A 23514-nucleotide genomic window follows, 5' to 3' on the forward strand; every position below is an offset into this window, starting at 1 on the left:
TACATCAGGTTAGCCTTCTTTTTTTGTCTGAAAGTACATAACTTATATAATATTTTATTGGAATACATAGGTATAAAAATGCTTAAATACGCATTTAATGGAAACTTTTACATCATGTAAGACCTTGTTTCACACGGTTTATTTGTTGAAATGGAAAGGTTTTTAAGATATATTCATAATGGATAATTAGAAATGATGGAGGTTTCCTTTATGTCGAATCGATATGCTGTTGTGCTGGCAGCAGGGCAAGGTACGAGAATGAAATCAAAGCTATACAAAGTACTCCATCCCGTAGCGGGCAGACCAATGGTAGAACATGTCATAAATCAGATAAACACGGTTCATTTAAATAAAGTAGTAACCGTAGTAGGTTTTGGAGCAGATAAGGTTAAAGAGCGGATCGGGAGTGAATGTGAGTTCGTCGTTCAAGAAGAACAATTGGGCACGGGTCATGCTGTACTGCAGGCAGAAGAGTTGTTAAAAGATAAAGAAGGTACAACGATTGTTGTTTGTGGAGATACGCCGCTTATAACTGGTGAAACATATCAAGATCTCTTTCAGCATCATGAACGAACTGGAGCGAAAGCAACAGTACTAACTGCTAAGGCCCCAAATCCTTTTGGCTACGGACGAGTAATTCGTAACAAAGCAACTAACGAAGTGGAAAGAATTGTAGAACAAAAAGATGCCAATGAGGAAGAACTTCTTGTAGATGAGATAAATACAGGTACATACTGTTTTGATAATCAAGCTTTATTTCACGCTTTACAAAATGTTTCGAATGATAATTCGCAAGGTGAGTATTACCTGCCGGATGTTATTGAAATTCTTCAAAAGGAAGAAGAAAAGGTTAGTGCTTTTATGACAACGAATTTTGACGAGACATTGGGCGTAAATGATCGTGTTGCTTTGGCTCAAGCCGAAAGGTTAATGAAACATCGTATTAATGAAAAGCATTTACGTAACGGTGTTGCTATTATAGATCCTGATCATACGTATATCGAACCCGATGTCGAGATTGAAGCAGATACGATCATTTATCCGGGTTCCATTCTAAAAGGAAACACGGTTATAAAAGGAAATTGTGCAATTGGACCACACTCAGAAATAACAAATTGTTATATTGGGGAAGGTACGATTGTTAAACAAAGTGTTGCTAGTGACAGTAAACTAGGAAATGATGTAAAGGTAGGCCCATATGCACATATTCGTCCATCAAGTTCTATCGGTGATGAGGCTAAGATCGGCAATTTTGTTGAGATCAAAAAAACTGAACTAGCTGAAAAGAGCAAGGTTTCCCATTTAAGTTATATTGGCGATGCAGACGTTGGACGAAATGTTAATATCGGCTGTGGAACAATAACTGTAAACTATGATGGGAAGAATAAATATTTAACTACCATTGAAGACGATGCATTTATTGGGTGTAATTCGAATCTAATTGCACCAGTAACTGTTGGAAAAGGCTCTTATGTTGCAGCGGGTTCAACAATTACAAAAGATGTCCCTGAAGATTCTTTGTCAGTAGCAAGATCTAGGCAAACGAATAAAGAAGGATACGCATCTAAAATAAAAAACAGACAAAAAGACTAACGGAGGGTTCTTACTCATGGCATCTACGTACAAGGATACATCTTTGAAGGTATTCACACTTAATTCTAATCCCAAACTAGCAGAAGATATAGCAGCACATATAGGTACAAATTTGGGAAAATGTACCGTGTCTCGTTTTAGCGACGGAGAAATTCAAATTAATATTGAGGAAAGCGTCCGCGGCTGCGATGTCTATGTAGTTCAATCTACTTGTTCACCAGTAAACCAGCATATCATGGAGCTATTAATTATGATTGATGCTTTAAAACGGGCTTCAGCCAAATCAATTAATATTGTGATGCCATACTATGGTTATGCTAGACAGGACCGTAAAGCTCGTTCCAGAGAGCCAATTGCAGCAAAGCTTGTTGCTAATTTATTAGAGACATCGGGATCGGACCGAGTAATAACGCTTGATTTACATGCACCGCAAATTCAAGGTTTCTTTGATATTCCTATAGATCACTTACAAGGTGTACCAATTCTTTCCGACTACTTTGAAAAGAAAAATCTAGAAGACATCATCATTATGTCTCCAGATCATGGAGGCGTTACACGTGCACGTAAAATGGCCGATCGATTAAAAGCTCCAATCGGTATTATAGACAAGCGTAGACCAAGGCCTAATGTGGCAGAAGTGATGAACATTGTAGGTAATATTGAAGGAAAGACAGCTATCCTTATAGACGATATTATTGATACAGCAGGTACAATTACGCTTGCTGCTAATGCCTTAGTAGAAAATGGTGCTAAAGAGGTGTATGCTTGTTGTACACATCCTGTATTATCTGGTCCAGCTATTGAGCGAATTGATAATTCTAGAATTAAGGAACTGGTAGTCACTAATTCCATTCCATTACCGGAAGAGAAGCAACTTGAAAAAATCACAGAATTATCCGTCGCACCACTTATTGGAGAAGCGATTATTCGTGTACATGAATTGCAATCTGTAAGTATCCTGTTCGATTAGATGTTTAGAGTATGTTAGATATGGGTATTCTCTATTATGGATGTTTTTAATATAACTACTACAAGAGTTACACAGACAAAAACAGAAGAGTAAGACTTTGATAATTCGTAAATCTTGATAAGTCAAGTTTTTCAAATAATTTGGAGGGTGATCAACGTGGCAGTTAAATTAGCAGCAACTTTAAGAGAGGATCAAACAAAATCAGCAACGAAAGAAATAAGAAACAGCGGTAGAGTGCCAGCTGTTTTATATGGAAAGGCAATCGATCCTAAATCGATTTCAGTAGATAGCATTGAACTAGTAAAAACAGTAAGAGATGAAGGAAGAAATGCGATCATCTCACTTAATGTTGGCAATGATAAGCCAGTAAATGTTATGTTACATGAATATCAAATCGATCCGTTGAAAGATGAGCTCATTCATGCTGATTTCTATATCGTTAATATGGCAGAAGAAATGGATGTTGAAGTGGCACTTCGCCTAGAAGGTGAAGCAAAAGGGACCAAAGATGGCGGTGTACTACAACAACCAATGTACGAGTTACAGGTTCGTGCTAAACCTGCTGATATTCCAGAAGAAATTGTAGTAGATATTTCCGAACTTGAGGTAGGAGATAGCATTGCTATTTCAGATATAACTACAACAGGAAACTTCGAATTATTAGATGAAGCCGATACTACTATTGCAACCATTGTACCGCCGGATACGTTGGAGGATGTAGAAGAAGCTCCTGACGAAAATGCAGAGCCTGAATTAGTAGATGCAGAGCCTGAATCTGAGAACGAATCAAAAGAAGATTAAAATTAATATTTTAAACTATATTACAATATACCCCTCCTGTACAGGAGGGTTTGTTGTATTGTATGATAACGGTGACGAAGACTTTGTAGTAAAGGAAGAAGATTATGAAGTGTATTGTAGGATTAGGTAACCCTGGTAAAAAATATAAACATACAAGACATAATGTTGGCTTTATGGTTATTGATGAATTACTTAGAAGGCATCAATGGGACTTAAATAAATCAAAATTTAAAGGAGATTATACGATCGCTACGCTGCATGGTGAGAAGGTCATGCTCATAGAGCCCCAGACTTTCATGAATTTGTCAGGGGACGCTGTCAGACCGCTGATGGAGTATTACAATATAGATATAGCTGATGTTTTAATTGTTTTTGACGATTTAGATTTGTCTCCTGGAAGAATTCGTTTACGCCAGAAAGGTGGACATGGTGGACATAATGGTATTCGTTCAATTATTGACCATTTAGGGACAAAAGAATTCAAACGAATACGAATTGGTGTGGGTAGACCGACCGCTTCAACTATTTCCATTGTAAATTATGTGCTAAGTGATTTTTCTAAAGGGGAAGCTGATGACGTTAGCGATAGTATAAAACGCGCTGCTGATGCATGTGAAGCTTGGTTGCAAGCTCCTTTTCCAGAAGTGATGAATGAATATAATCAGTAATCCGCTCATAAGCATAAAAGAAGTAAGTTGAAACACACATTAACAAAGCTCTTTTTGTATATTTTACTTGGTATTCGGATAAACTTTAACTGTTAGCTAAAGTTATTCGAGGAGGTTCCCAGTTTGTCTATTGTGTATATGTGCAGACACTGTGGTCAGGAAATAGGGCAACTAAAGCAGCAACGTGTTGATACATCTATGCTGGGGTTAGATCAATTAACAGCAAAGGAAAAAGAAGAGATGGTTACTTATAAACCTAACGGTGATGTACAAATCAAGGCTATTTGCGAGAATTGTGAGGATGCCTTAGGACATCATCCACACTATCATGAATTAGATTTTTTTATACAGTAAAATAGAGAGAGCAGCTTTGGTTTTTTAGCCAAGGCATTTTTGCGTTTTTACCATAAGTTTAAATGAAGATAATATATAAGCTGCTGAATGCTAGAAGATGGCCATGAAATAGGTGTAAGGGTTTTCTAGTTATTTACTAGGGTAAGTGGAGGTTTAGGAATGAAAGGTATACAGAATTACTTACAGTCGAAAGAGGATATACAGTCAATAATTAATGGAATATCAGATGGAATGGAAGAACAACTTGTTGCTGGACTATCCGGTTCCGCGAGAAGCTTGCTTGTCTCTATTATTCATGGTGCTATCCATAAACCTGTGCTGTTAGTGACACATCAATTGGTGCAAGCGCAACAATTATACGATGATCTCACGGCATTCAATGGCGAGGATAATGTGCATCTTTATCCGGTTAATGAATTAATTGCGTCAGAAATTGCAATTGCTAGTCCAGAATTGCGAAGTCAGCGGATTGAGTCATTAACTGCTTGGACTAGAAATAAATCGGGTATATTAATTGCGCCAGTTGCTGCCCTTAAGCGAATACTTCCCCCACCGGAATATTGGAATAATTATCAACTGCCATTTAAGCTTGGAGAAGAGATAGACGTAGAGCATTATTTAGCATCATTAGTAGATATGGGGTATGAACGCGCTTCTATGGTTACTACGCCAGGGGAGTTTAGCAGACGTGGGGGAATCATAGATATTTATCCGATAACCGAAAAACATCCAATTCGCATTGAGCTATTTGATGAAGAGATAGACTCTATTCGTTATTTCGATGCAGAAACACAACGTTCATTAGATAAATTGCAAAATATTACGGTAGGGCCTGCAACAGAGTTACTTTTAACGGAATCGGATATTTATGCAGGTGGCGAACGTTTAGAGGAAGCACTGTCTGAAACGTTAAAATCGTTGAAATCTTCTGAAGCCAAAGAAAAATTAATGGAGTCGATCAAAGGTGACATCGAACGGTTAAAAAACCTCGAACATTTCCCTGAAATGTATAAATATATTGGATATCTTTATCAGAATCCTGCTAGTCTACTAGATTATCTCCCTCAAGATGGACAGATTATTTTTGATGAGATGAGCCGCATACAAGATACAGCTGTACATCTAGATAAGGAGGAAGCTGATTGGTATAGTAGCCTCTTAGAGTCAAACCAGATGGTGAAAAAAAGTATATTCTCATTTGATTGGTATCGTATTTGGGCGAATATTAAGCAGCCTCGTGTGTATATGTCGGTCTTCTTGCGTCATATACCGAATACGCAGCCTCAAAATATTATTAATTTATCTTCAAGACCAATGCAAGAATTCCACGGTCAAATGCACTTATTTAAAAATGAGCTAAAGCGTTGGGAAAAAGGAGACTATTCTGTCGTTATATTAGCGCCAGATGAGGAGCGAGCTGAAAAGATTCACTCTATCTTTATAGATTATAATTTGGAGATACCTATCTCGGATAAATTGGTTCTCCCATCTGATAAACCAGTGATTGCGGTAGGTAATGTAACGAATGGGATCGAATTACCAATGCATAAATTGGTATTGGTAACAGAACAAGAACTCTTTAAGAAGCGTACGAAGCGGAAAAGAAAGCAACAAAAAATATCAAATGCAGAACGTATTAAAAACTACCAAGAGCTAAAAGTTGGAGATTATGTTGTCCATGCGAACCATGGTATCGGTAAGTATCTAGGAATTGAAACATTACAAGTAAACGATCTACACAAAGATTATATGCTTATTAAATATTCTGGGGACGATAAACTGTTTGTGCCAATTGATCAAATCGATCAAGTTCAAAAGTTTGTTGGATCGGAAGGAAAAGAGCCCAAACTATATAAGTTGGGCGGGAGTGAATGGACAAAAGTAAAACGGAAGGTACAGTCTTCTGTAGAAGATATTGCTGACGATTTAATTAAATTATATGCAGAAAGAGAAGCAAAAAAAGGTTACGCCTTTTCTGAGGATACCGAAATGCAACGAGAGTTTGAAGCGTCCTTTCCATATCAGGAAACAGAAGATCAGCTACGATGTATCGAAGAGATTAAACACGATATGGAACGAGAGCGCCCAATGGACCGGCTGCTTTGTGGGGATGTTGGCTATGGAAAAACGGAAGTGGCAATTCGTGCAGCGTTTAAAGCAATAGCGGATGGAAAACAAGTAGCTATATTGGTTCCGACGACTATTTTAGCTCAACAGCATTTTGAAACGATTCGCGAGCGATTCCAAGATCATGCCATTAATATTGGTTTGCTAAGTAGGTTCCGAACAAGAAAACAACAGAAGGAAACACTAGAAGGGGTAAAAAAAGGTACGGTAGATGTTGTTATTGGTACCCATCGAATTCTTTCTAAGGATGTACACTATCAAGATTTAGGTCTTCTAGTCGTTGATGAAGAGCAGCGATTTGGTGTAAAGCATAAAGAAAAGATTAAACAGCTAAAAACAAATGTAGATGTACTTACATTGACAGCTACCCCAATTCCAAGGACATTACATATGTCCATGCTAGGTGTACGTGATCTGTCCGTGATTGAGACCCCACCTGAGAATAGGTTTCCGATCCAAACTTATGTGATGGAATATAATCCTATTTTTATGAGGGAAGCGATCGAAAGGGAGATGGCCCGAGGAGGGCAAGTGTTTTTCCTATATAATCGAGTAGAAAACATCGACAAAGTCGCAAGAGATCTTGGTATGCTTGTTGATGCAAGAATTGCTGTAGCGCATGGACAAATGAACGAAACGGAATTGGAAAATATTATTTTTGCTTTCTTAGAAGGTGAATATGATGTACTTGTAAGTACAACAATTATTGAAACTGGTGTCGATATACCAAATGTAAACACGTTAATAGTGAATGACGCGGATAAAATGGGATTAAGTCAACTGTATCAATTAAGAGGTCGAGTCGGCCGATCCAATCGTGTTGCTTATGCTTACTTCACCTATCAAAAAGACAAAGTATTAACGGAAGTTGCGGAAAAACGCCTACAAGCAATTAAAGAATTCACCGAACTGGGTTCTGGTTTTAAAATTGCCATGCGAGACTTATCCATTCGAGGAGCAGGAAATCTGCTTGGTGCACAACAACATGGGTTTATTGATTCCGTTGGTTTTGATATGTACTCACAAATGCTAAAAGAAGCAATTGATGCTCGTAAAGAAGGAAAAGAAATCGAAGAGATTACTCCTTTTGAACCGGAACTCACTTTATCTATTGATGCGTATATTCCTGATGAGTACATTGATGATGAGAAACAAAAAATTGAAATATATAAGCAATTTCAAGCAATGGATGAAAACGGAGATGCAGAAGACTTACGTGACGAATTAATGGATCGATTTGGTGACTATCCAGAAGAAGTAGAACATTTATTCACCGTGTCTACTTTGAAGCTGATGGCTAAGAAAGAGAAGGTTGTATCCATTACTGAAAAAAATAATAAGATTGAACTGTTAGTAGATGAAAACAGAAGTCAACAAATAGATGGGGCTAAATTATTTGAGCTTGCCAATGAATTTGGGCGAGGTGTTCAACTAGGAACAGAAAATAATAAGTTAAAAATTGTGTTTAAATATACAAAAGATAAGAAGCATCAACGCTATGATCTGGTTGAAGAATTCATTGGAAAATTGAAAGAGGCGAATCGCTCGGAGTAAAACTTTGGTATCTTATGTATAGATATCCTGTATTGCATCATACTAAAAACACACCTGGTGATTTTTACACATACAGAAAACATTTAGAAGTGTAAAAAGAGAGCAGTAATCATCATTAGAAAGTGAGGCTACTTAGTATGAAAGCAACAGGAATTGTCCGTCGAATTGATGATCTAGGAAGGGTAGTAATTCCAAAGGAAATCAGAAGAACCTTACGGATACGTGAAGGAGATCCGTTGGAGATTTATGTGGACAGAGAAGGGGAAGTAATTCTAAAAAAATATTCTCCAATAAATGAGTTGGGTCATTTTGCAAAAGAATATGCAGAGGCTTTATTTGACTCTCTGCATGTACCTGTTATTATATCTGATCGCGATGAAATTATTGCGGTAGCAGGAGAATCAAAAAAGGATTACTTAAACAAAAACATTAGCTCCCAAATAGCTAAAATGATCGAGGGTCGTACACAAGTAATAGAAAAAGAACAGAAACCATTAGAAATAATAGATGGAAATGAGCAAGAACTGAATTCTTATTGTATTAGTCCTATTATTGCGAATGGGGATGCGATTGGTTGTGTGTTAGTCTTTTCAAAAGATGGCGAGGCATTTACGAAAGTGGAGCAAAAAGCAGCAGAAACAGCGGCAAGCTTCCTTGCCAAACAAATGGAATAATACTTCATTATTGAGGATTATTCAACCTGTTAGTTTGTTCAAAGCTTATTCTCTTTGGTATAGGGTAAGTAAAGAGGACGCTTAACATCATTGCGTTCGGCTCAACGATTATTGCTTCGTTGAATTAGCCCGAACAGAAGCTGTCTTACCAAAACGGTAAGGCAGCTTTTGTTTAATACGAGGTTGTTTTTTGCTATGCTATAATGAAATAGAAGTGAGAACAAAAAGGAAGTAAGTTATTGATGAGTGATAATGAAACAAATCGGCTTGTGAAAGGGGCGTTAGTGCTTACACTAGCTGGTTTGATAAGTAAACTATTAAGTGCAGGTTATCGGATACCATTACAAAATCTAACAGGTGACATCGGTTTCTATGTCTATCAGCAGATCTACCCAATCTTAGGTATTGTATTTGTTTTAACCCTATATGGTTTTCCTTCCGCCATCTCGAAAATGGCAGTAGAGCTAAAAGCACAAGGAACCCCCCTATCTATCAGAGGTTTTTATATACCAGTCTTTCTTATTTTATTTGTATTAAGTACGATTTTATTTCTTTTTCTTTATTTCAATGCACCGTATATAGCAGGCTGGGTAGGCGACTCTCATTTAACATCAACCTACCAATTTGCTGCTTTTGCATGCTTACTTGTACCATTTTCATCATTCATTCGTGGGGTATTTCAAGGTGAATATATGATGAAGCCAACCGCTCTTTCTCAAGTTGTAGAACAATTTGTCCGTGTAACTATTATTATCCTGGCAGCACTTTTTATCTTTAAAGAAGGCGACCATATATATCAAGTTGGTAGAGCGGCGGTTTTAGCATCAATACTTGGGGCAATTGCTTCAAGTATTATCCTGATTGTTTTGTTTATGCAGAAGAAACCATATGCGAAACAGCAAAATGAGGAAATACAATGGCAATATTATATACGTACTATATTTATCTTAGGGATTGCTGCAGCCTTAAATCATATGATTTTACTTATCCTTCAATTTGCAGATACGTTTACGTTGTTTCCTAGCTTAATTGAAGCAGGTTATTCGAAAGAAGCAGCAATGGAAGCTAAAGGGGTATTTGATCGCGGCCAGCCATTAATTCAATTCGGAACGGTGTTAGGCTCGTCATTTGCTTTAGCACTGCTGCCATCAATCTCTCTAAAAAAAATAAAACAAGAACCGAATACGTACTACCCTTATATTGGAGGAGCAATGCTGGTTAGTATTTATTTAGCCCTTGGAGCGACAATTGGATTAGTTGCTATCTTTCCAGAGGTTAATCGATTGCTTTTCCAAGATAATCAGGGGACACTAGAACTCCAATTATTAGTTGTATCAATTATACTTAGTTCGATCGCCATTACAGCATCTTCTATTCTACAGGCACTAGGGTTTATCAAACGAATTGCCTTGTTCATACTGCTTGCTTTTTTTGTTAAATGGATAGCGAATCAAGTGCTAGTTGTGCAGTTAGGTCTAATGGGAAGTGCGGTAGCAACCATTCTCTCTCTATTGTTGTTAAGCTGTATTGTATTAATCGAATTACAAAGAAAATTACCTATGTTACACCTTTGGCAAATGTTACGCTGGAAGGCATTAATTTTTCCTGGGATCATCATGGTGATCTATCTATCAATTGTTGAGTGGATCGCTTTGCCTTGGCTAGATAATTCTCGCATAAGCTTGTTCATATATGTCGTTTTCATATCGCTTTCTGGTGCTCTACTATATGGATACATGCTTATTAAATGTCAAGCATTCACAGAAAAACAGTTACGTATGCTTCCATTTAACCAATTTTTTAAAATGAAATAGGAACAGTTACTATATATTAGGAGGAACAACGATGTATAAGGTTGAAGTTGTCGGCCTAGGAGCAGGTGATATGGACCAGCTACCTTTAGGCATTTATAAAAAACTAATCTCTGCTTCTAATCCAATATTCATGAGAACAATGGATCATCCAGTGGTGCATGGATTACAGCAAGAAGGCGTCCGTTTAGAATCTTTTGATACCATTTATGAATCAGAAGATCAATTTACGTCTGTTTATGAACGAATTGTAGACATCATTTTACATAAAGCCAATGAACAAAATGTGATTTATGCTGTGCCTGGACATCCAATGCTTGCTGAAAAAACAGTTCAGTTACTACTAGAACAACAAAAAGTTCCGGTGAATATTATTGGTGGCAAAAGTTATTTGGATGATCTTTACACTGCTTTAAAGATTGATCCAATTGATGGGCTTCAATTTCTAGATGCGACATCATTTGATCGAAGCCAGATAAATTATCAAAATCATCTTATCTTTTGCCAAGTGTATGACCAATTTACTGCTTCGGAAGTTAAACTAACTTTATTAGAGGATCTTCCTGCTGATTATCCAATCACCATTGTTGAAGCCGCCGGAAGCAAAACTCAGGAAGTTATTACCCTTCCATTAGAAGAGCTGGATCGTATGGTGGAAATCAGTAACTTAACAAGTGTTTATATTCCACCTGTTCCAGATCATTTATTACATCATTCATTCCAACAACTGCGTCATGTTATTCGTTTGTTACGTGGACCAGATGGATGCCCTTGGGATAGGAAACAGACACATGAGTCCTTACGAGAGTATGCAATTGAAGAAGTCTATGAATTAATTGATGCCATTGATCATCAAGATGATGAAGGAATCGTAGAAGAGCTTGGGGATGTGCTTCTTCAAGTAATGTTACATAGCCAAATTGGCGAGGATGGGGGCTATTTTAATATAGACGATGTCGTTCGGTCGATCACTGATAAAATGATACATCGACATCCGCATGTTTTTCGGGATACAAATGTGCAGTCCGTTGAAGAAGTGATCTCTAACTGGGAGCAGTTGAAGAAGCAAGAAAAGGGCGACAAACGTACATCTATTTTAGACGGGGTGGCCAAACATTTACCTTCTCTTGCACGCTCCTATCAATTACAGAAGAAGGCGGCTAAAGTTGGCTTTAATTGGGATGACGAAAATGATATATGGGAAAAACTGAATGAAGAAGTACAGGAGTTTAACGAAATGGTGGAGGCAGCCAATAAGCTTGAAATGGAAAAAGAATTTGGAGATGTTCTATTTGTACTTGCAAATCTTTCAAGGTATTATAAGATCAACCCTGAAGTGGCATTAAATCGAACAAACGAGAAGTTTATTTCCCGTTTTTCGTTCATTGAGCAACAATTAGCAATACAAAATAGCAGTGTACAAGATGCTACGTTAGAGGAAATGGATGAATTATGGAATCAGGCAAAGGAAAAGGGGGAATAACATGAGACTAGATAAGTTTTTAAAAGTTTCAAGACTAATTAAGCGTAGAACATTAGCGAAGGAAGTAGCTGATCAAGGACGAATTACAATCAATGGAAATCAAGCAAAGGCCTCTTCTACGTTAACAGCTGGTGATGAGCTTGTTATTAAATTCGGCCAGAAACTTGTAACTATCCATATTAATGACTTGCGTGGGACAGTAAAGAAAGAGGAGGCAGAGTCGTTATATACAGTTGTCAAAGAAGAGAAATTAAATAATTAAAATACTATGTTCTATACTTGTCCCTCCTATCATAAAGTAATAATGATAAGGAGGGCTTTTACGATGAATTATTATGAAAATAAGGAAAATATAACGCGTGTCCAAACAGATCATTATGTGAAGATTAATAATCGAAAAAACCTAGAAATCAGTGGTGTGAAAGAAGTAGATAGCTTTGATAATGAAGAATTTTTATTGGAAACAGTTATGGGGTATTTAATTGTTCGCGGACAAAACCTGCAATTAAAGAATCTTGATGTAGGTGAAGGGCTAGTAACGATTAAAGGTAAGATATATGAGCTTTCCTATGTAGATGAGCAGCAGGAGAAGGCTAAAGGATTCTTTAGCAAGTTATTTAAATGAGTCTAAGTACGCAATTTCTAACAATGATTACAATGATTGCGGGTGGGTTTTATCTTGGATTGATTCAAGATACCTTCCGTCGCTTTAGTGCCTATTGGAAAGATAGGCGGATAATGACCTATCTGATGGAAGTGTGCTTTTGGCTAACACAAACGATGTTATTATTTTATATTTTATTTCGAATTAATGGGGGAGAATTAAGGTTTTATATCATTGCGGCCTGTTTATTGGGATTTGCCTTTTATCAAGCAGTGGCTGCTAACATCTATAAAAAATTGCTTGAATATTTAATTCATATAGCAGCAAATATATATCGTTTTATAGAAAATGTTGTACAAGCTCTCATTATTTCTCCAATTAAATGGGTCGTGAAGTTGGTCTACGCCATTGTCCTTTGGCTTATAAAGATTATCGGAACGATTCTCCTTTTTATTTTAACGGTTATCATAACTCCTTTTAAATGGTTCTTTCAACTGATATATCGCCTATTACCGGAAAAAATTCAATTATATATTTTCAAAGTAGCAGGATTTTATAGTACAATGAAGAATATATGTATTAAGGTGATGAAGTATGTTAAGTTTAAGAGGAGGTAACCATCGTTGGCTTCAGACAAACAAACGGTAACAAGATTAGACTCTAATTATATGCAGCAATATGATGCGTACGTTGACAGGCAAAAGCGAAAGAAGAAGCGGTTAATTCGCAGACTTGTGCTTTTTTCTTTAATCGCCGTAATTGCTTTTGGGAGCATGGCAACATACCATATTAAACAACGTGTACTTCATGCTGAAAAAACGGAAGAATATGAAGCCTTACAACAAGATCTTGCTGAATTAGAGAAACAAGAAAATAATTTAAAAGAAGAAGTAGAGCTGTTGAAAGATGAAGATTACGTATTACAAATAGCAAGAACGAATTATTTCTTTTCAAAAGAAGGAGAATTAATTTTCAAAATTCCTGAAGAAGATCCGTCTTATTGACACACTTTTGTTTGCTTGGCTATAATATAATAGTAAGCTGATGAAGCTTCATCAGTGATGATATATTAGTTTTCTTAAAAATTTTAAGGAGGAGCATTTTTTTTATGTCAATTGAAGTAGGCAGCAAGCTGCAAGGAAAGGTAACTGGTATCACTAATTTCGGGGCCTTTGTAGAGCTTGAACAAGGCACTACTGGTCTTGTTCATATTAGTGAGGTTGCTGACAACTATGTAAAAGACATTAACGATCACCTTTCCGTAGGAGATGAAGTAAAGGTGAAAGTTATTAATGTCGAGAAAGACGGAAAAATCGGCTTGTCTATAAAAAAAGCTGTAGATAAACCAAAACGTCAACGAGATAACCGTGAACGGATGGAATCTTTTGAGTCAAAAATGAATCGTTTTCTTAAAGATTCAGAGGACCGTCTTGCCTCTTTGAAGAAGCACACGGAATCCAAACGCGGGGGTCGAGGTGCTAAAAGAGGATAGCAGTTGCTGTCTATATAATAATGCTCTATAGGATAGATACGAAAAAAGCAGCAGCCGTAAATTAATTTACGGCTGCTGCTTTTTGGTATACACACATATGCATAAATAAAAACCCTACTAATGTAGAAACATAGTAGGGTTTTTATATAGATGGCGGCGGAGGGGATCGAACCCCCGACCTCACGGGTATGAACCGTACGCTCTCGCCAGCTGAGCTACACCGCCTAATTAGCCAACAGAAAATATAATACAGCAGGATTGGATGTCTGTCAATCATTTTTCGGTAGAAATAATAGAAAAGCAGAAAAAGTTATCGGTGTGCTCGGTTGTCATTATAAACTCGAATGAAGGGTTGCCCATTCGTCAAATTGGATTATGTTAGTAAGAATGATTCAGATTTCAACAAAATCTGTTTATCTATAAGAAGAAAAATAAATCAATGGAAACGTTTTTTATAATTGATTCAGCGCGAAGTACTGTAAAAGAGTGACTCTTAGTTAAAACAGGGATACACACGCGTGTTCGTGTTGAAAACTGTTCGATTGATAGAAAGCCGTCGAACGATTCTTGGTAATTGCTCTCTTGTTTTGACAAAAATAGTTGGCATATTGTGGTTTAATGATATGCACAAAGAGGGAGTGGTAGTTATGATGGATTCAATTACAAGAGTCGAACCGAAAGCATTTAGAGCAGAACGCACCAAACAAATGGACAAGCTCCGTAATCGATTATATGCGAAACTTCGTGTAATTCTACTTGAACGGGGATGGCTGTTTTATATTATCGGGTTTCTATTAGGTCGTGCCGTTATTTTATCTGTCGTATCCCCGTTTGCGGTAGCCTTTTTAGCTACTATATGGCTAGTTCATAAAGAAAAAACATTAAAATCGATTGTAGCTGTTCTAATAGGTGCATTAAGCTACTCGTTAGACCATTCAATATTTATTGCACTAGCTATGCTTGTCTTTGTCTTCTTGGGCGGATTTTTTAAGAAAGCTAAAAATCAACAGGTCCTTATTCCTTTATTTGTATTTCTTTCCACGGTAGCAACTAGAGTATTTCAATACTCTATTTCTCAACAATTATCACCGTACGATTGGATGCTCGTATTTGTAGAAGGAGTATTAGGTACGGTTTTAGTATTAATATTTATGCAAAGCATTCCTTTATTATCACCTAAACGTTATAACCCCGCTTTAAAAAATGAGGAGATCGTATGCATGATCATACTTATTGCCTCTATTCTTACTGGAACAATTGGATGGGAGCTTTATGGTGCTTCATTTGAACAGGTATTTTCTCGTTATTTTGTATTATTACTTGCTTATGTCGGCGGGGCGGCAATTGGTTCTACAGTAGGGGTTGTGGCTGGGCTTATTTTGTCTCTAGCTAATGTAGCAAATCTATATCAAATGAGCTTACTTGCTTTTTCCGGACTGTTAGGAGGGTTATTAAAAGAAGGTAGAAAGCCAGGGGTTGCCGTTGGTTTATTTGTAGGAACTTTTCTTATAGGTATTTATGGCAATGCCAGTCAATTAGTTCCATCGATTTTGGAATCATCGATAGCAATTTTCTTCTTTTTACTAACGCCAGCAAGTTGGTTTAAGAAATTATCTCGTTATATTCCAGGAACAGAAGAATACACCAACGAACAGGAACAGTATTTACAGAAAGTGCGAAATGTTACTGCTAAACGGGTTGAGCAATTTTCAAATGTATTTCAGGCATTGTCCAATAGCTTTACTACGGTTGATGGACAAGTAGAAGAAGACCAGGAATCAAGAAGGGAGACGGATTATTTTCTAAGTCAAGTAACAGAGAAAACATGTCAAAATTGCTTTATGAAGGAAAGGTGTTGGCAGAAAGAATTTGATAAGACATATTCGTTAATGGAGATGATGAAGGATGATATGGGAGAGGGTGGTAAACTTAATCGAAAGACGGCACGTGAGTTCGAAAGTTATTGCGTCAAGCCAAAGAAAGTTCTCGATGCAATGAAGGAAGAAATGTCTTATTTTGAAGCGAATCAAAAGCTTAAACAACAAGTGATGGAAAGTAAAAAACTGGTTGCAGATCAATTACAAGGTGTTTCAGAAGTAATGGAGGATTTTGCAAAAGAGATATTAAAAGAACGTCAGCATCATGAGCAACAGGAATTGCAAATTGTTCACGCATTGAAAAAAATGGGTATTGAACTAGAAAAATTAGAGATTTATCGTTTAGATAAGGGGAATGTAGATATAGAAATGACATTAACCTTCTATGATTATCATGGTGAGGGGTCAAAACTAATTGCGCCGGTATTATCAGATATTTTGAAAGAGGTTGTTGTGGTAAAGCAAGAAGAAATTGCACCATTTCCGAATGGATATAGTTATCTTGCATTCGGTTCTGCAAGAGAATTTGTAGTAGAGACAGGTGCTGCAAATGCAGCCAAAGGAGGAGGACTGGTTTCCGGTGATAGCTATACGACGATTGAGCTTGGTGCAGGGAAGTATGCGATGGCGATTAGTGACGGTATGGGGAACGGAGAAAGGGCTCAAGAAGAAAGTGTAGAGACACTTCGATTGCTCCAACAAATCCTACAAACGGGTATACCGGAAAAGGTTGCGATTAAATCGATAAATTCAATTTTGTCTTTACGATCAACGGATGAAATGTTTGCTACCTTGGATTTAGCAGTTATTGATTTACACAATGCGTTTGTACAGTTTCTTAAAATAGGATCGACACCAAGCTTTATTAAACGCGGGGATCAATTAATTAAGGTAGAAGCCAGTAATCTTCCAATGGGGATTATTCAGGAATTTGATGTTGACATTGTTAGTGAACAATTAATGTCAGATGATCTATTGATTATGATGAGTGACGGGATTTTTGACGGTCCAAAACATGTAGAAAATACGGATATCTGGTTGAAACGGAAAATCCGTGATATGCGAACCAATGATCCGCAAGAAATAGCCGATTTAATACTGGAAGAAGTGATTCGTACCAGGTCAGGAGAAATAGAAGATGATATGACAGTGGTTGTAGCCAAAGTGATGAAAAACATTCCCAAATGGGCTTCTGTTCCAGTTTATCATGATAAAGCGCAATGAAAAATAAAATCGTTTCAGTTGAATTCCATTGTTTCAACCAACCGTATACCTCCCCTGTTCTCTTCCGCGATACCATGTATAGATAGCTATAAAACTGGCGATGATGGTACTGAAAAGTTGGGAGGTAGATGGTGTTGAAAAAAGGTACGCTTAAACAAATCTTGTTAATCACCGACGGGTGTTCGAACAAAGGAGAGGACCCCGCCGCTACTGCATCATTGGCAAATCAGCAAGGAATTACCGTAAACGTAATTGGTATTTTAGAAGATGATCAATCTGAACAACCAGAGGGCCTTAAAGAAGTAGAAGACATTGCCTTATCTGGTGGTGGAGTCAGTCAGCTTGTTTATAAACAAGCTCTATCCCAAACCGTACAAACGGTAACAAAACAAGCAATGACACAAACCCTGCAAGGATTTGTAAATAAAGAATTACAGCAAATCTTAGGACAGGATCAATCGCTAGAGGATTTAGAACCGGAAAAACGAGGAGAAGTTATGGAAGTAGTTGAAGACATGGGAGAAACCTGTGATCTTGAAGTGCTTGTTTTAGTAGATACTAGTGCAAGCATGCATGATAAACTACCAACAGTAAAAGAAGCATTAATTGATCTATCTATTAGTTTGAATTCTCGTATTGGCCGTAATCGATTTTGTATTTTCAACTTTCCGGGTAAACGCAAGGATATCCAAAAAGTGTTAGATTGGTCTCCTGCTTTGGATTCAATATCAAGTATTTTTCCGAAGCTTACAAGTGGTGGAATTACACCTACTGGTCCTGCCATTCGCGAGGCAATGTATCAATTTGGTAAGAAGACCTTGCTAAGGAGCTTGAGGGATGAAGATGAATCAGGAATGGAAGAAGTATAGTACAGTTGTTCGCCCTGGAATGTACATTCAAGGGAAATGGCATAAGAAGGTTTACGTTATTAAACAAAAGCTGGGAGCAGGAGCAATTGGTTCTGTTTATTTATGCGAAGCAAATGGAAAGCCTGCTGCATTGAAAATCAGCGATAAACGTTCATCGATGACCGTTGAAGTTAATGTGCTTAAGTCATTAGGGAGGGTCCAAGGGAGTCGACTTGGACCTTCTTTATTAGATGTAGATGATTGGACAGCACCTTCCGGGGAAAAATATTCTTTCTATGTGATGGAATATTTACAGGGAGAACCAATGTCTGCTTATATTAGACGGCATGGTAAAGAATGGATAGGGGTATTTATGTTGCAACTATTAGAAGACTTAGAGCAGCTTCATCAGCATGGATGGGTATTTGGTGATTTAAAAATAGATAATTTACTTATCGTCTTATCCCCACCAAGAGTCAGATGGGTAGATGTTGGTGGTACAACTCAAGTAGGCAGAGCAATAAAGGAATACACCGAATTCTATGATCGTGGTTATTGGGGGATGGGAACACGAAAAGCAGAGCCTAGCTATGATTTATTTGCATTTGTAATGGTTTTTTTAACTATCTACTATCCAAATCGTTTTAATAAAGACACACAACCAGAAAAGATGCTGTTTCGAAAAATTGACGAGGCAAAAGGGTTACGGCCGTACCGTTTAGTGCTGAGGAAAGCGTTGATAGGCAAATATGTAACCAGCTCCCAAATGAAAAAAGAATTATTGCAAGTTATCCACAATATCCAAAAACAGAATACAGTAACTGGAAATCAAGCACAACCAACGAAACAAGACCCTTTTTTGCTTGAGGCTGCAGGCATTTCCTTTTTAGCAGCAAGCTATTATCTAATTTCTTTGCTTTTTCAGTGATTATGATTATGATACGATAAAAGTAGAATTGCTCTGTTGGAGATGGACAAATTGAACAGGAAAGTAACACAGTTTATAAACAAACATGATTTATTTGAGAAAGGTACTACGATACTTGTGGGGGTCTCAGGTGGCCCTGATTCTATGGCTCTCCTTTATTATTTAAATTCAATAAAGGATGACTGGGGATTACGTATTATTGCTTTGACAGTGGATCATCAATTGCGTGGTACAGAGTCTTTAGAAGATCTCCAGTTTGTGCAGCAAAAATGTAGGGAATGGAATATTGAGTTTAAAGGTACTTCTGTAGATGTCCCTGATTATAAACAGCAGTACAAAGTTGGTACACAAGTAGCAGCAAGAGAATTACGTTATAATTACTTTTATGAGCAAATGGAGTTATTTCATGCAAATTGTTTAGTATTGGGACATCATGGTGATGATCAGGCAGAAACAATGCTCATGCGTTTAGTTCGATCTGCTGATTCTCAATCGCTAGCGGGTATTCCCGTAAAGCGGCCATTTGCTAAAGGTTTGATTGTACGACCATTTCTTTGCGTAACGAAAGATGAAATTTGGCAGTATTGTAGACGTCATGACATTGAATCTAGAATTGATCCGTCAAATCAGGAAACCACTTATACGAGAAATTTTTTCAGAAAGCATGTACTACCATTAATAAAAGAGAAAAATAGTAATATACATACTACAATACAGCATTTAAGCGAAACCTTACATGCAGATCTATCGTATTTAAAGCAGCAAGCAGAAAAAATGACCCATGATATTGTTTTGTTTGATAAGAAAAATAAGCTTTTGTCTTTTTCTATTCCCACATTCAAAACATATGCATTTGCTTTACAAAGACGTGCCTATCATCTAATATTAAACTATCTGTATATTGATTTACCGAAGGATTTATCTTATGTCCATGAGGAGCAGTTTTTTTCGTTATTGCACCATCAAACTGGGAATACTCGACTCGATTTCCCTGAAGGGCTAAAGATAGAAAAATCATATGATCAGATACGTATTTCTTTCAATCAAGACGGCCGTCCCGATTCTTATCATAAACTATTGGAAGTTCCTGGTAGAGCAGTTTTGCCAGATGGTTCAGTAATTATTGCTGAATACGTAGAGAATTCTCTAGAACAATCCGAATTCACCTTTGTGTGTTACAAAGAGCAAGTAGAATTACCATTACATATTCGAACACGTGAGCAAGGGGATAGAATGCGTTGGAAGGGATTAAAGGGAAGCAAGAAAGTCAAGGACATCTTTATAGATGCTAAAATTCCAAGGTTTCAGCGAGAAAATTGGCCAATTGTTACGGATAATCAAGGAACTGTTTTATGGCTAGTAGGATTGAAAAAGGGACAACCTGCAAAAAGGGTGTTAGGTGCATCACTTATACAACTATATTATGACAAAGGCAACATGTAGGAGGAGCAGACATATGCATAATGATATTAAAGAAGTATTAATATCAGAGGAAGAAATCGCAATTAAGTGTAAGGAATTAGGACAGCAATTAACTGAAGAATACGATGGGAAATTCCCGCTTGCTATTGGTGTCCTAAAAGGCGCAATGCCGTTTATGTCAGATATTTTACGCTACACACAAACACATTTAGAAATGGATTTTATGGATGTATCAAGCTATGGTGGCGAAATGCGTTCATCAGGTGAGGTTAAAATTGTAAAAGACTTAGATACAAAAGTAGAAGGTCGCGATTTACTGATTATAGAAGACATTATCGATAGTGGATTAACATTAAGTTACCTTGTGGATTTATTTAAATATCGAAAAGCGAATTCTATTAAGATTGTTACTCTACTGGATAAACCATCTGGGCGTACTGCAGCTATTAAGGCAGATTTAATTGGTTTTGAAGTTCCGAATGAATTTGTCGTTGGATATGGTTTGGATTATCAGGAAAAATACCGAAACCTTCCATATATCGGTGTATTAAAACCAGAAATATATGGTGGAGAATAATATTAATTTTCTAGTGGAAGAATGAGATACATCATAGAAATAAAAATGCTGTTTTTTAAGTGAAATTAGTTGTATTCCAACTTTTTTGTATGGTACGATGTTATATAGTTTTTCCCGCTTGGGAGGAGGTAAGCAATGAACCGGATATTTCGGAATGTGTTCTTTTGGATACTTATTTTCTTCGTTATTATAGGAGTCATTGGAGTATTCAATGGACAGAATGAAGAAGCAGAACAATTCAATGTTAAGCAATTTATGGATGCTTTAAATAGTGGCGAGATTCAAGAAATGACGATGCAACCAGCAAACGGAATTATGCGAATTAGTGGTAATTTGAATGAGGGCGACCAGCAATTTGTTGCACAAGTCCCAGATAACACAGAAATCATCGCATCTATTACTGAACAAGCCAATGATCAAAGTGTACTTCATGTTGAAGAAGAAGAGCAACCAAGTGCATGGGTAACATTTTTAACGACGATGATTCCATTTTTAATCATCGGGTTATTCTTCCTGTTCATCCTTAGCCAAGCCCAAGGTGGCGGCGGTGGTGGCCGTGTTATGAACTTTGGAAAAAGCAAGGCGAAAATGTACAGTGAAGATAAGAAAAAGGTTCGCTTTAAGGATGTCGCTGGGGCGGACGAAGAAAAACAAGAACTTGTAGAAGTTGTAGACTTCCTAAAAGATCCGCGTAAATTTTCAACCGTAGGAGCAAGAATTCCTAAAGGGGTGCTTTTAGTTGGACCTCCAGGAACAGGTAAAACCTTACTTGCACGTGCAGTAGCAGGTGAAGCAGGAACACCATTCTTCTCGATTAGTGGTTCTGATTTCGTGGAAATGTTCGTAGGTGTCGGTGCATCCCGTGTCCGAGACTTATTTGAAAATGCTAAAAAGAATGCTCCTTGTATTATATTTATAGATGAAATTGATGCCGTTGGTAGACAGCGTGGTGCTGGTCTTGGCGGCGGACATGATGAACGTGAACAAACATTAAACCAATTACTTGTAGAAATGGATGGATTTGGTGTTAATGAAGGAATTATTATCATTGCAGCAACCAACCGTGCCGATATTCTTGACCCTGCATTATTACGTCCAGGTCGTTTTGACCGTCAGATTACCGTTGATCGACCAGATGTAAAAGGACGTGAAGAAGTACTACAAGTACATGCTAGGAATAAACCTTTGGCTGATAATGTTGATGTGAAAACAATAGCAATGCGTACACCTGGATTCTCGGGCGCCGACCTAGAGAACTTATTGAATGAAGCAGCTCTTGTTGCTGCAAGGCGGGACAGCAAATCGATTGATATGATAGATGTTGATGAAGCCATTGATCGTGTCATTGCGGGTCCTGCTAAGAAGAGTAGAGTTATCTCTAAAAAAGAACGAAATATTGTAGCTCATCATGAAAGTGGACATACGGTAATTGGTATGGTATTAGATGATGCGGATATGGTACATAAGGTTACTATTGTTCCACGCGGTCAAGCAGGTGGTTACGCTGTGATGCTACCTAGGGAAGATCGTTACTTTATGACGAAACCAGAATTATTTGATAAGATCACTGGATTGCTAGGTGGTCGCGTAGCTGAAGAAATCATGTTTGGAGAAGTAAGTACGGGTGCTCATAATGATTTCCAACGTGCGACTGGAATTGCTCGTAAGATGATTACCGAGTATGGTATGAGTGAAAAAATTGGTCCGTTACAATTTACAAGTGGCGGTGGTGAGGTATTTCTTGGTCGAGATCTTAACAATGATCAAAACTATAGTGATGCAATTGCTCATGACATTGACCAAGAAATGCAAAACTTCATCAATTATTGTTATGATCGTGCTAAAACCATACTTACAGAACACAAAGATAAGTTAGAATTAATAGCACAAACTTTACTTGAGGTAGAGACACTAGATGCAAAACAAATTAAGTCGCTGTTCGAAGAAGGTAAACTTCCTGAACCAGAGGAATCTGAATCATTAAAAGTTAATATTCAATCTAATGATAAGGATGAATCTCCAGAAACATTCGAGGAAGCAAAAGATAAAGCGAATAAGAAATTTGAAGAAGACCTTGAAGATGGCATTACAACAAATAATAAGCCAACTTCATCTAATGGAACAACTTCAAAAAATCCACCTTCAACAGATGAGATAACAACAGATAATAAACCATCAGCAGATGATGAAGAGAAAAAAGATTAATACAGCTAGAATGTAAATGAACAATGACACGAAGTTCAACCGCTTGTTAAAGGGCAAGAACTTCGTGTCATTTTTTTGCATGTAAAGAAAAGGTGGTATATAGGATTTGGTTTATTAAAGAATAAGTTTAGGTGGAAATAGAGCATACGTGTAATGGTAAGGTGATACCACTTTTCGATGGCATAAGGTAGACAATTGCACATACATCATATGCTTCAGTTCATATAGGTTTGTGCTCTGTCTATAAATTGCACACACTAACAAAGACAAACAGTACCTTTCTTCTCACTGTTGGCTGTCAG

20 protein-coding genes and 1 tRNA gene are annotated in these 23514 nt (G+C 37.3%); 20 read left to right on the forward strand and 1 reads right to left on the reverse strand.

Annotation, left to right across the window (positions count from 1 at the left end; all coding sequences use genetic code 11):
• Window positions 1–210 precede the first annotated feature (210 nt).
• The 14 genes from glmU (at window position 211) to M948_RS31085 (ending at window position 14131) form a co-directional block, all read left to right on the forward strand.
• Window positions 211–1593: a bifunctional UDP-N-acetylglucosamine diphosphorylase/glucosamine-1-phosphate N-acetyltransferase GlmU gene (gene glmU, locus M948_RS31020; RefSeq protein WP_021290354.1), complete on the forward strand. Its 1383-nt coding sequence runs from the start codon at window positions 211–213 to the stop codon at window positions 1591–1593.
• 16 nt (window positions 1594–1609) lie between these two features.
• A complete protein-coding gene (locus tag M948_RS31025) occupies window positions 1610–2563 on the forward strand; it encodes a ribose-phosphate diphosphokinase (protein ID WP_021290355.1) in 954 nt (317 codons plus the stop codon).
• 156 nt (window positions 2564–2719) lie between these two features.
• Window positions 2720–3364 (forward strand): 50S ribosomal protein L25/general stress protein Ctc, encoded by a 645-nt coding sequence (locus M948_RS31030; protein ID WP_021290356.1) that lies wholly within the window; start codon window positions 2720–2722, stop codon window positions 3362–3364.
• 104 nt (window positions 3365–3468) lie between these two features.
• The gene (gene pth / locus M948_RS31035; protein WP_021290357.1) at window positions 3469–4032 is read left to right on the forward strand and encodes an aminoacyl-tRNA hydrolase; all 564 of its coding nucleotides are present in this window, start codon (window positions 3469–3471) and stop codon (window positions 4030–4032) included.
• Between the two features lie 132 nt (window positions 4033–4164).
• The gene (locus M948_RS31040; protein WP_306465020.1) at window positions 4165–4386 is read left to right on the forward strand and encodes an anti-sigma-F factor Fin family protein; all 222 of its coding nucleotides are present in this window, start codon (window positions 4165–4167) and stop codon (window positions 4384–4386) included.
• A gap of 159 nt (window positions 4387–4545) precedes the next feature.
• Window positions 4546–8067, forward strand: a complete 3522-nt coding sequence (mfd, locus tag M948_RS31045; protein ID WP_021290359.1) for a transcription-repair coupling factor — start codon at window positions 4546–4548, stop codon at window positions 8065–8067.
• A gap of 137 nt (window positions 8068–8204) precedes the next feature.
• Window positions 8205–8741: a stage V sporulation protein T gene (gene spoVT / locus M948_RS31050; protein ID WP_021290360.1), complete on the forward strand. Its 537-nt coding sequence runs from the start codon at window positions 8205–8207 to the stop codon at window positions 8739–8741.
• Between the two features lie 242 nt (window positions 8742–8983).
• Window positions 8984–10555: a putative polysaccharide biosynthesis protein gene (locus M948_RS31055; RefSeq protein WP_021290361.1), complete on the forward strand. Its 1572-nt coding sequence runs from the start codon at window positions 8984–8986 to the stop codon at window positions 10553–10555.
• A 31-nt stretch (window positions 10556–10586) separates the two neighbouring features.
• Window positions 10587–12035, forward strand: a complete 1449-nt coding sequence (mazG, locus tag M948_RS31060) for a nucleoside triphosphate pyrophosphohydrolase (protein WP_021290362.1) — start codon at window positions 10587–10589, stop codon at window positions 12033–12035.
• A gap of 1 nt (window position 12036) precedes the next feature.
• Window positions 12037–12297 (forward strand): RNA-binding S4 domain-containing protein, encoded by a 261-nt coding sequence (locus tag M948_RS31065; RefSeq protein WP_021290363.1) that lies wholly within the window; start codon window positions 12037–12039, stop codon window positions 12295–12297.
• 63 nt (window positions 12298–12360) lie between these two features.
• Window positions 12361–12660: a sporulation protein YabP gene (yabP, locus tag M948_RS31070; protein ID WP_021290364.1), complete on the forward strand. Its 300-nt coding sequence runs from the start codon at window positions 12361–12363 to the stop codon at window positions 12658–12660.
• The gene (yabQ, locus tag M948_RS31075; RefSeq protein WP_021290365.1) at window positions 12657–13256 is read left to right on the forward strand and encodes a spore cortex biosynthesis protein YabQ; all 600 of its coding nucleotides are present in this window, start codon (window positions 12657–12659) and stop codon (window positions 13254–13256) included. The genes yabP and yabQ overlap by 4 nt, the downstream gene beginning before the upstream one ends.
• Before the next feature lie 6 nt (window positions 13257–13262).
• Window positions 13263–13643, forward strand: coding sequence for an FtsB family cell division protein (locus M948_RS31080; protein ID WP_021290366.1), 381 nt, complete (start codon window positions 13263–13265; stop codon window positions 13641–13643).
• Window positions 13644–13747: 104 nt separating this feature from the next.
• Complete coding sequence (locus M948_RS31085; protein ID WP_021290367.1) at window positions 13748–14131, forward strand: S1 domain-containing RNA-binding protein; 384 nt, start codon at window positions 13748–13750, stop codon at window positions 14129–14131.
• A gap of 151 nt (window positions 14132–14282) precedes the next feature.
• Here the strand turns inward: M948_RS31085 and M948_RS31090 are convergent.
• Window positions 14283–14356: transfer RNA gene (locus M948_RS31090), tRNA-Met, on the reverse strand.
• A 425-nt stretch (window positions 14357–14781) separates the two neighbouring features.
• Between M948_RS31090 and spoIIE the strand changes: the two genes are divergently transcribed.
• The 6 genes from spoIIE (at window position 14782) to ftsH (ending at window position 23212) form a co-directional block, all read left to right on the forward strand.
• Complete coding sequence (gene spoIIE / locus M948_RS31095) at window positions 14782–17232, forward strand: stage II sporulation protein E (protein WP_369759841.1); 2451 nt, start codon at window positions 14782–14784, stop codon at window positions 17230–17232.
• A 134-nt stretch (window positions 17233–17366) separates the two neighbouring features.
• A complete protein-coding gene (locus M948_RS31100; protein ID WP_031335309.1) occupies window positions 17367–18101 on the forward strand; it encodes a VWA domain-containing protein in 735 nt (244 codons plus the stop codon).
• Entirely contained in the window at window positions 18070–19008 is a 939-nt protein-coding gene (locus M948_RS31105; RefSeq protein ID WP_021290370.1) for a protein kinase domain-containing protein, read from the forward strand. Before M948_RS31100 ends, M948_RS31105 begins: the two co-directional genes overlap by 32 nt.
• A gap of 51 nt (window positions 19009–19059) precedes the next feature.
• Window positions 19060–20451 (forward strand): tRNA lysidine(34) synthetase TilS, encoded by a 1392-nt coding sequence (gene tilS / locus M948_RS31110; protein WP_021290371.1) that lies wholly within the window; start codon window positions 19060–19062, stop codon window positions 20449–20451.
• 13 nt (window positions 20452–20464) lie between these two features.
• Entirely contained in the window at window positions 20465–21007 is a 543-nt protein-coding gene (gene hpt, locus M948_RS31115) for a hypoxanthine phosphoribosyltransferase (protein WP_021290372.1), read from the forward strand.
• Between the two features lie 135 nt (window positions 21008–21142).
• Window positions 21143–23212, forward strand: coding sequence for an ATP-dependent zinc metalloprotease FtsH (gene ftsH, locus M948_RS31120; protein ID WP_021290373.1), 2070 nt, complete (start codon window positions 21143–21145; stop codon window positions 23210–23212).
• Window positions 23213–23514 lie beyond the last annotated feature (302 nt).

The sequence above is a fragment of the Virgibacillus sp. CM-4 genome, from assembly GCF_000445495.1.
GTDB classification, from domain to species: Bacteria; Bacillota; Bacilli; order Bacillales; family Amphibacillaceae; genus Virgibacillus; species Virgibacillus salexigens.

Coding starts and splice junctions, on each gene's coding strand:
- ftsH (WP_021290373.1), top strand. CDS start 21,143: ATGAACCGGATATTTCGGAATGTGTTCTTTTGGATACTTATTTTCTTC.
- yabP (WP_021290364.1), top strand. CDS start 12,361: ATGAATTATTATGAAAATAAGGAAAATATAACGCGTGTCCAAACAGAT.
- glmU (WP_021290354.1), top strand. CDS start 211: ATGTCGAATCGATATGCTGTTGTGCTGGCAGCAGGGCAAGGTACGAGA.
- spoVT (WP_021290360.1), top strand. CDS start 8,205: ATGAAAGCAACAGGAATTGTCCGTCGAATTGATGATCTAGGAAGGGTA.
- M948_RS31065 (WP_021290363.1), top strand. CDS start 12,037: ATGAGACTAGATAAGTTTTTAAAAGTTTCAAGACTAATTAAGCGTAGA.
- pth (WP_021290357.1), top strand. CDS start 3,469: ATGAAGTGTATTGTAGGATTAGGTAACCCTGGTAAAAAATATAAACAT.
- M948_RS31055 (WP_021290361.1), top strand. CDS start 8,984: ATGAGTGATAATGAAACAAATCGGCTTGTGAAAGGGGCGTTAGTGCTT.
- M948_RS31105 (WP_021290370.1), top strand. CDS start 18,070: ATGAAGATGAATCAGGAATGGAAGAAGTATAGTACAGTTGTTCGCCCT.
- hpt (WP_021290372.1), top strand. CDS start 20,465: ATGCATAATGATATTAAAGAAGTATTAATATCAGAGGAAGAAATCGCA.
- mfd (WP_021290359.1), top strand. CDS start 4,546: ATGAAAGGTATACAGAATTACTTACAGTCGAAAGAGGATATACAGTCA.
- M948_RS31085 (WP_021290367.1), top strand. CDS start 13,748: ATGTCAATTGAAGTAGGCAGCAAGCTGCAAGGAAAGGTAACTGGTATC.
- spoIIE (WP_369759841.1), top strand. CDS start 14,782: ATGGATTCAATTACAAGAGTCGAACCGAAAGCATTTAGAGCAGAACGC.
- yabQ (WP_021290365.1), top strand. CDS start 12,657: ATGAGTCTAAGTACGCAATTTCTAACAATGATTACAATGATTGCGGGT.
- mazG (WP_021290362.1), top strand. CDS start 10,587: ATGTATAAGGTTGAAGTTGTCGGCCTAGGAGCAGGTGATATGGACCAG.
- M948_RS31025 (WP_021290355.1), top strand. CDS start 1,610: ATGGCATCTACGTACAAGGATACATCTTTGAAGGTATTCACACTTAAT.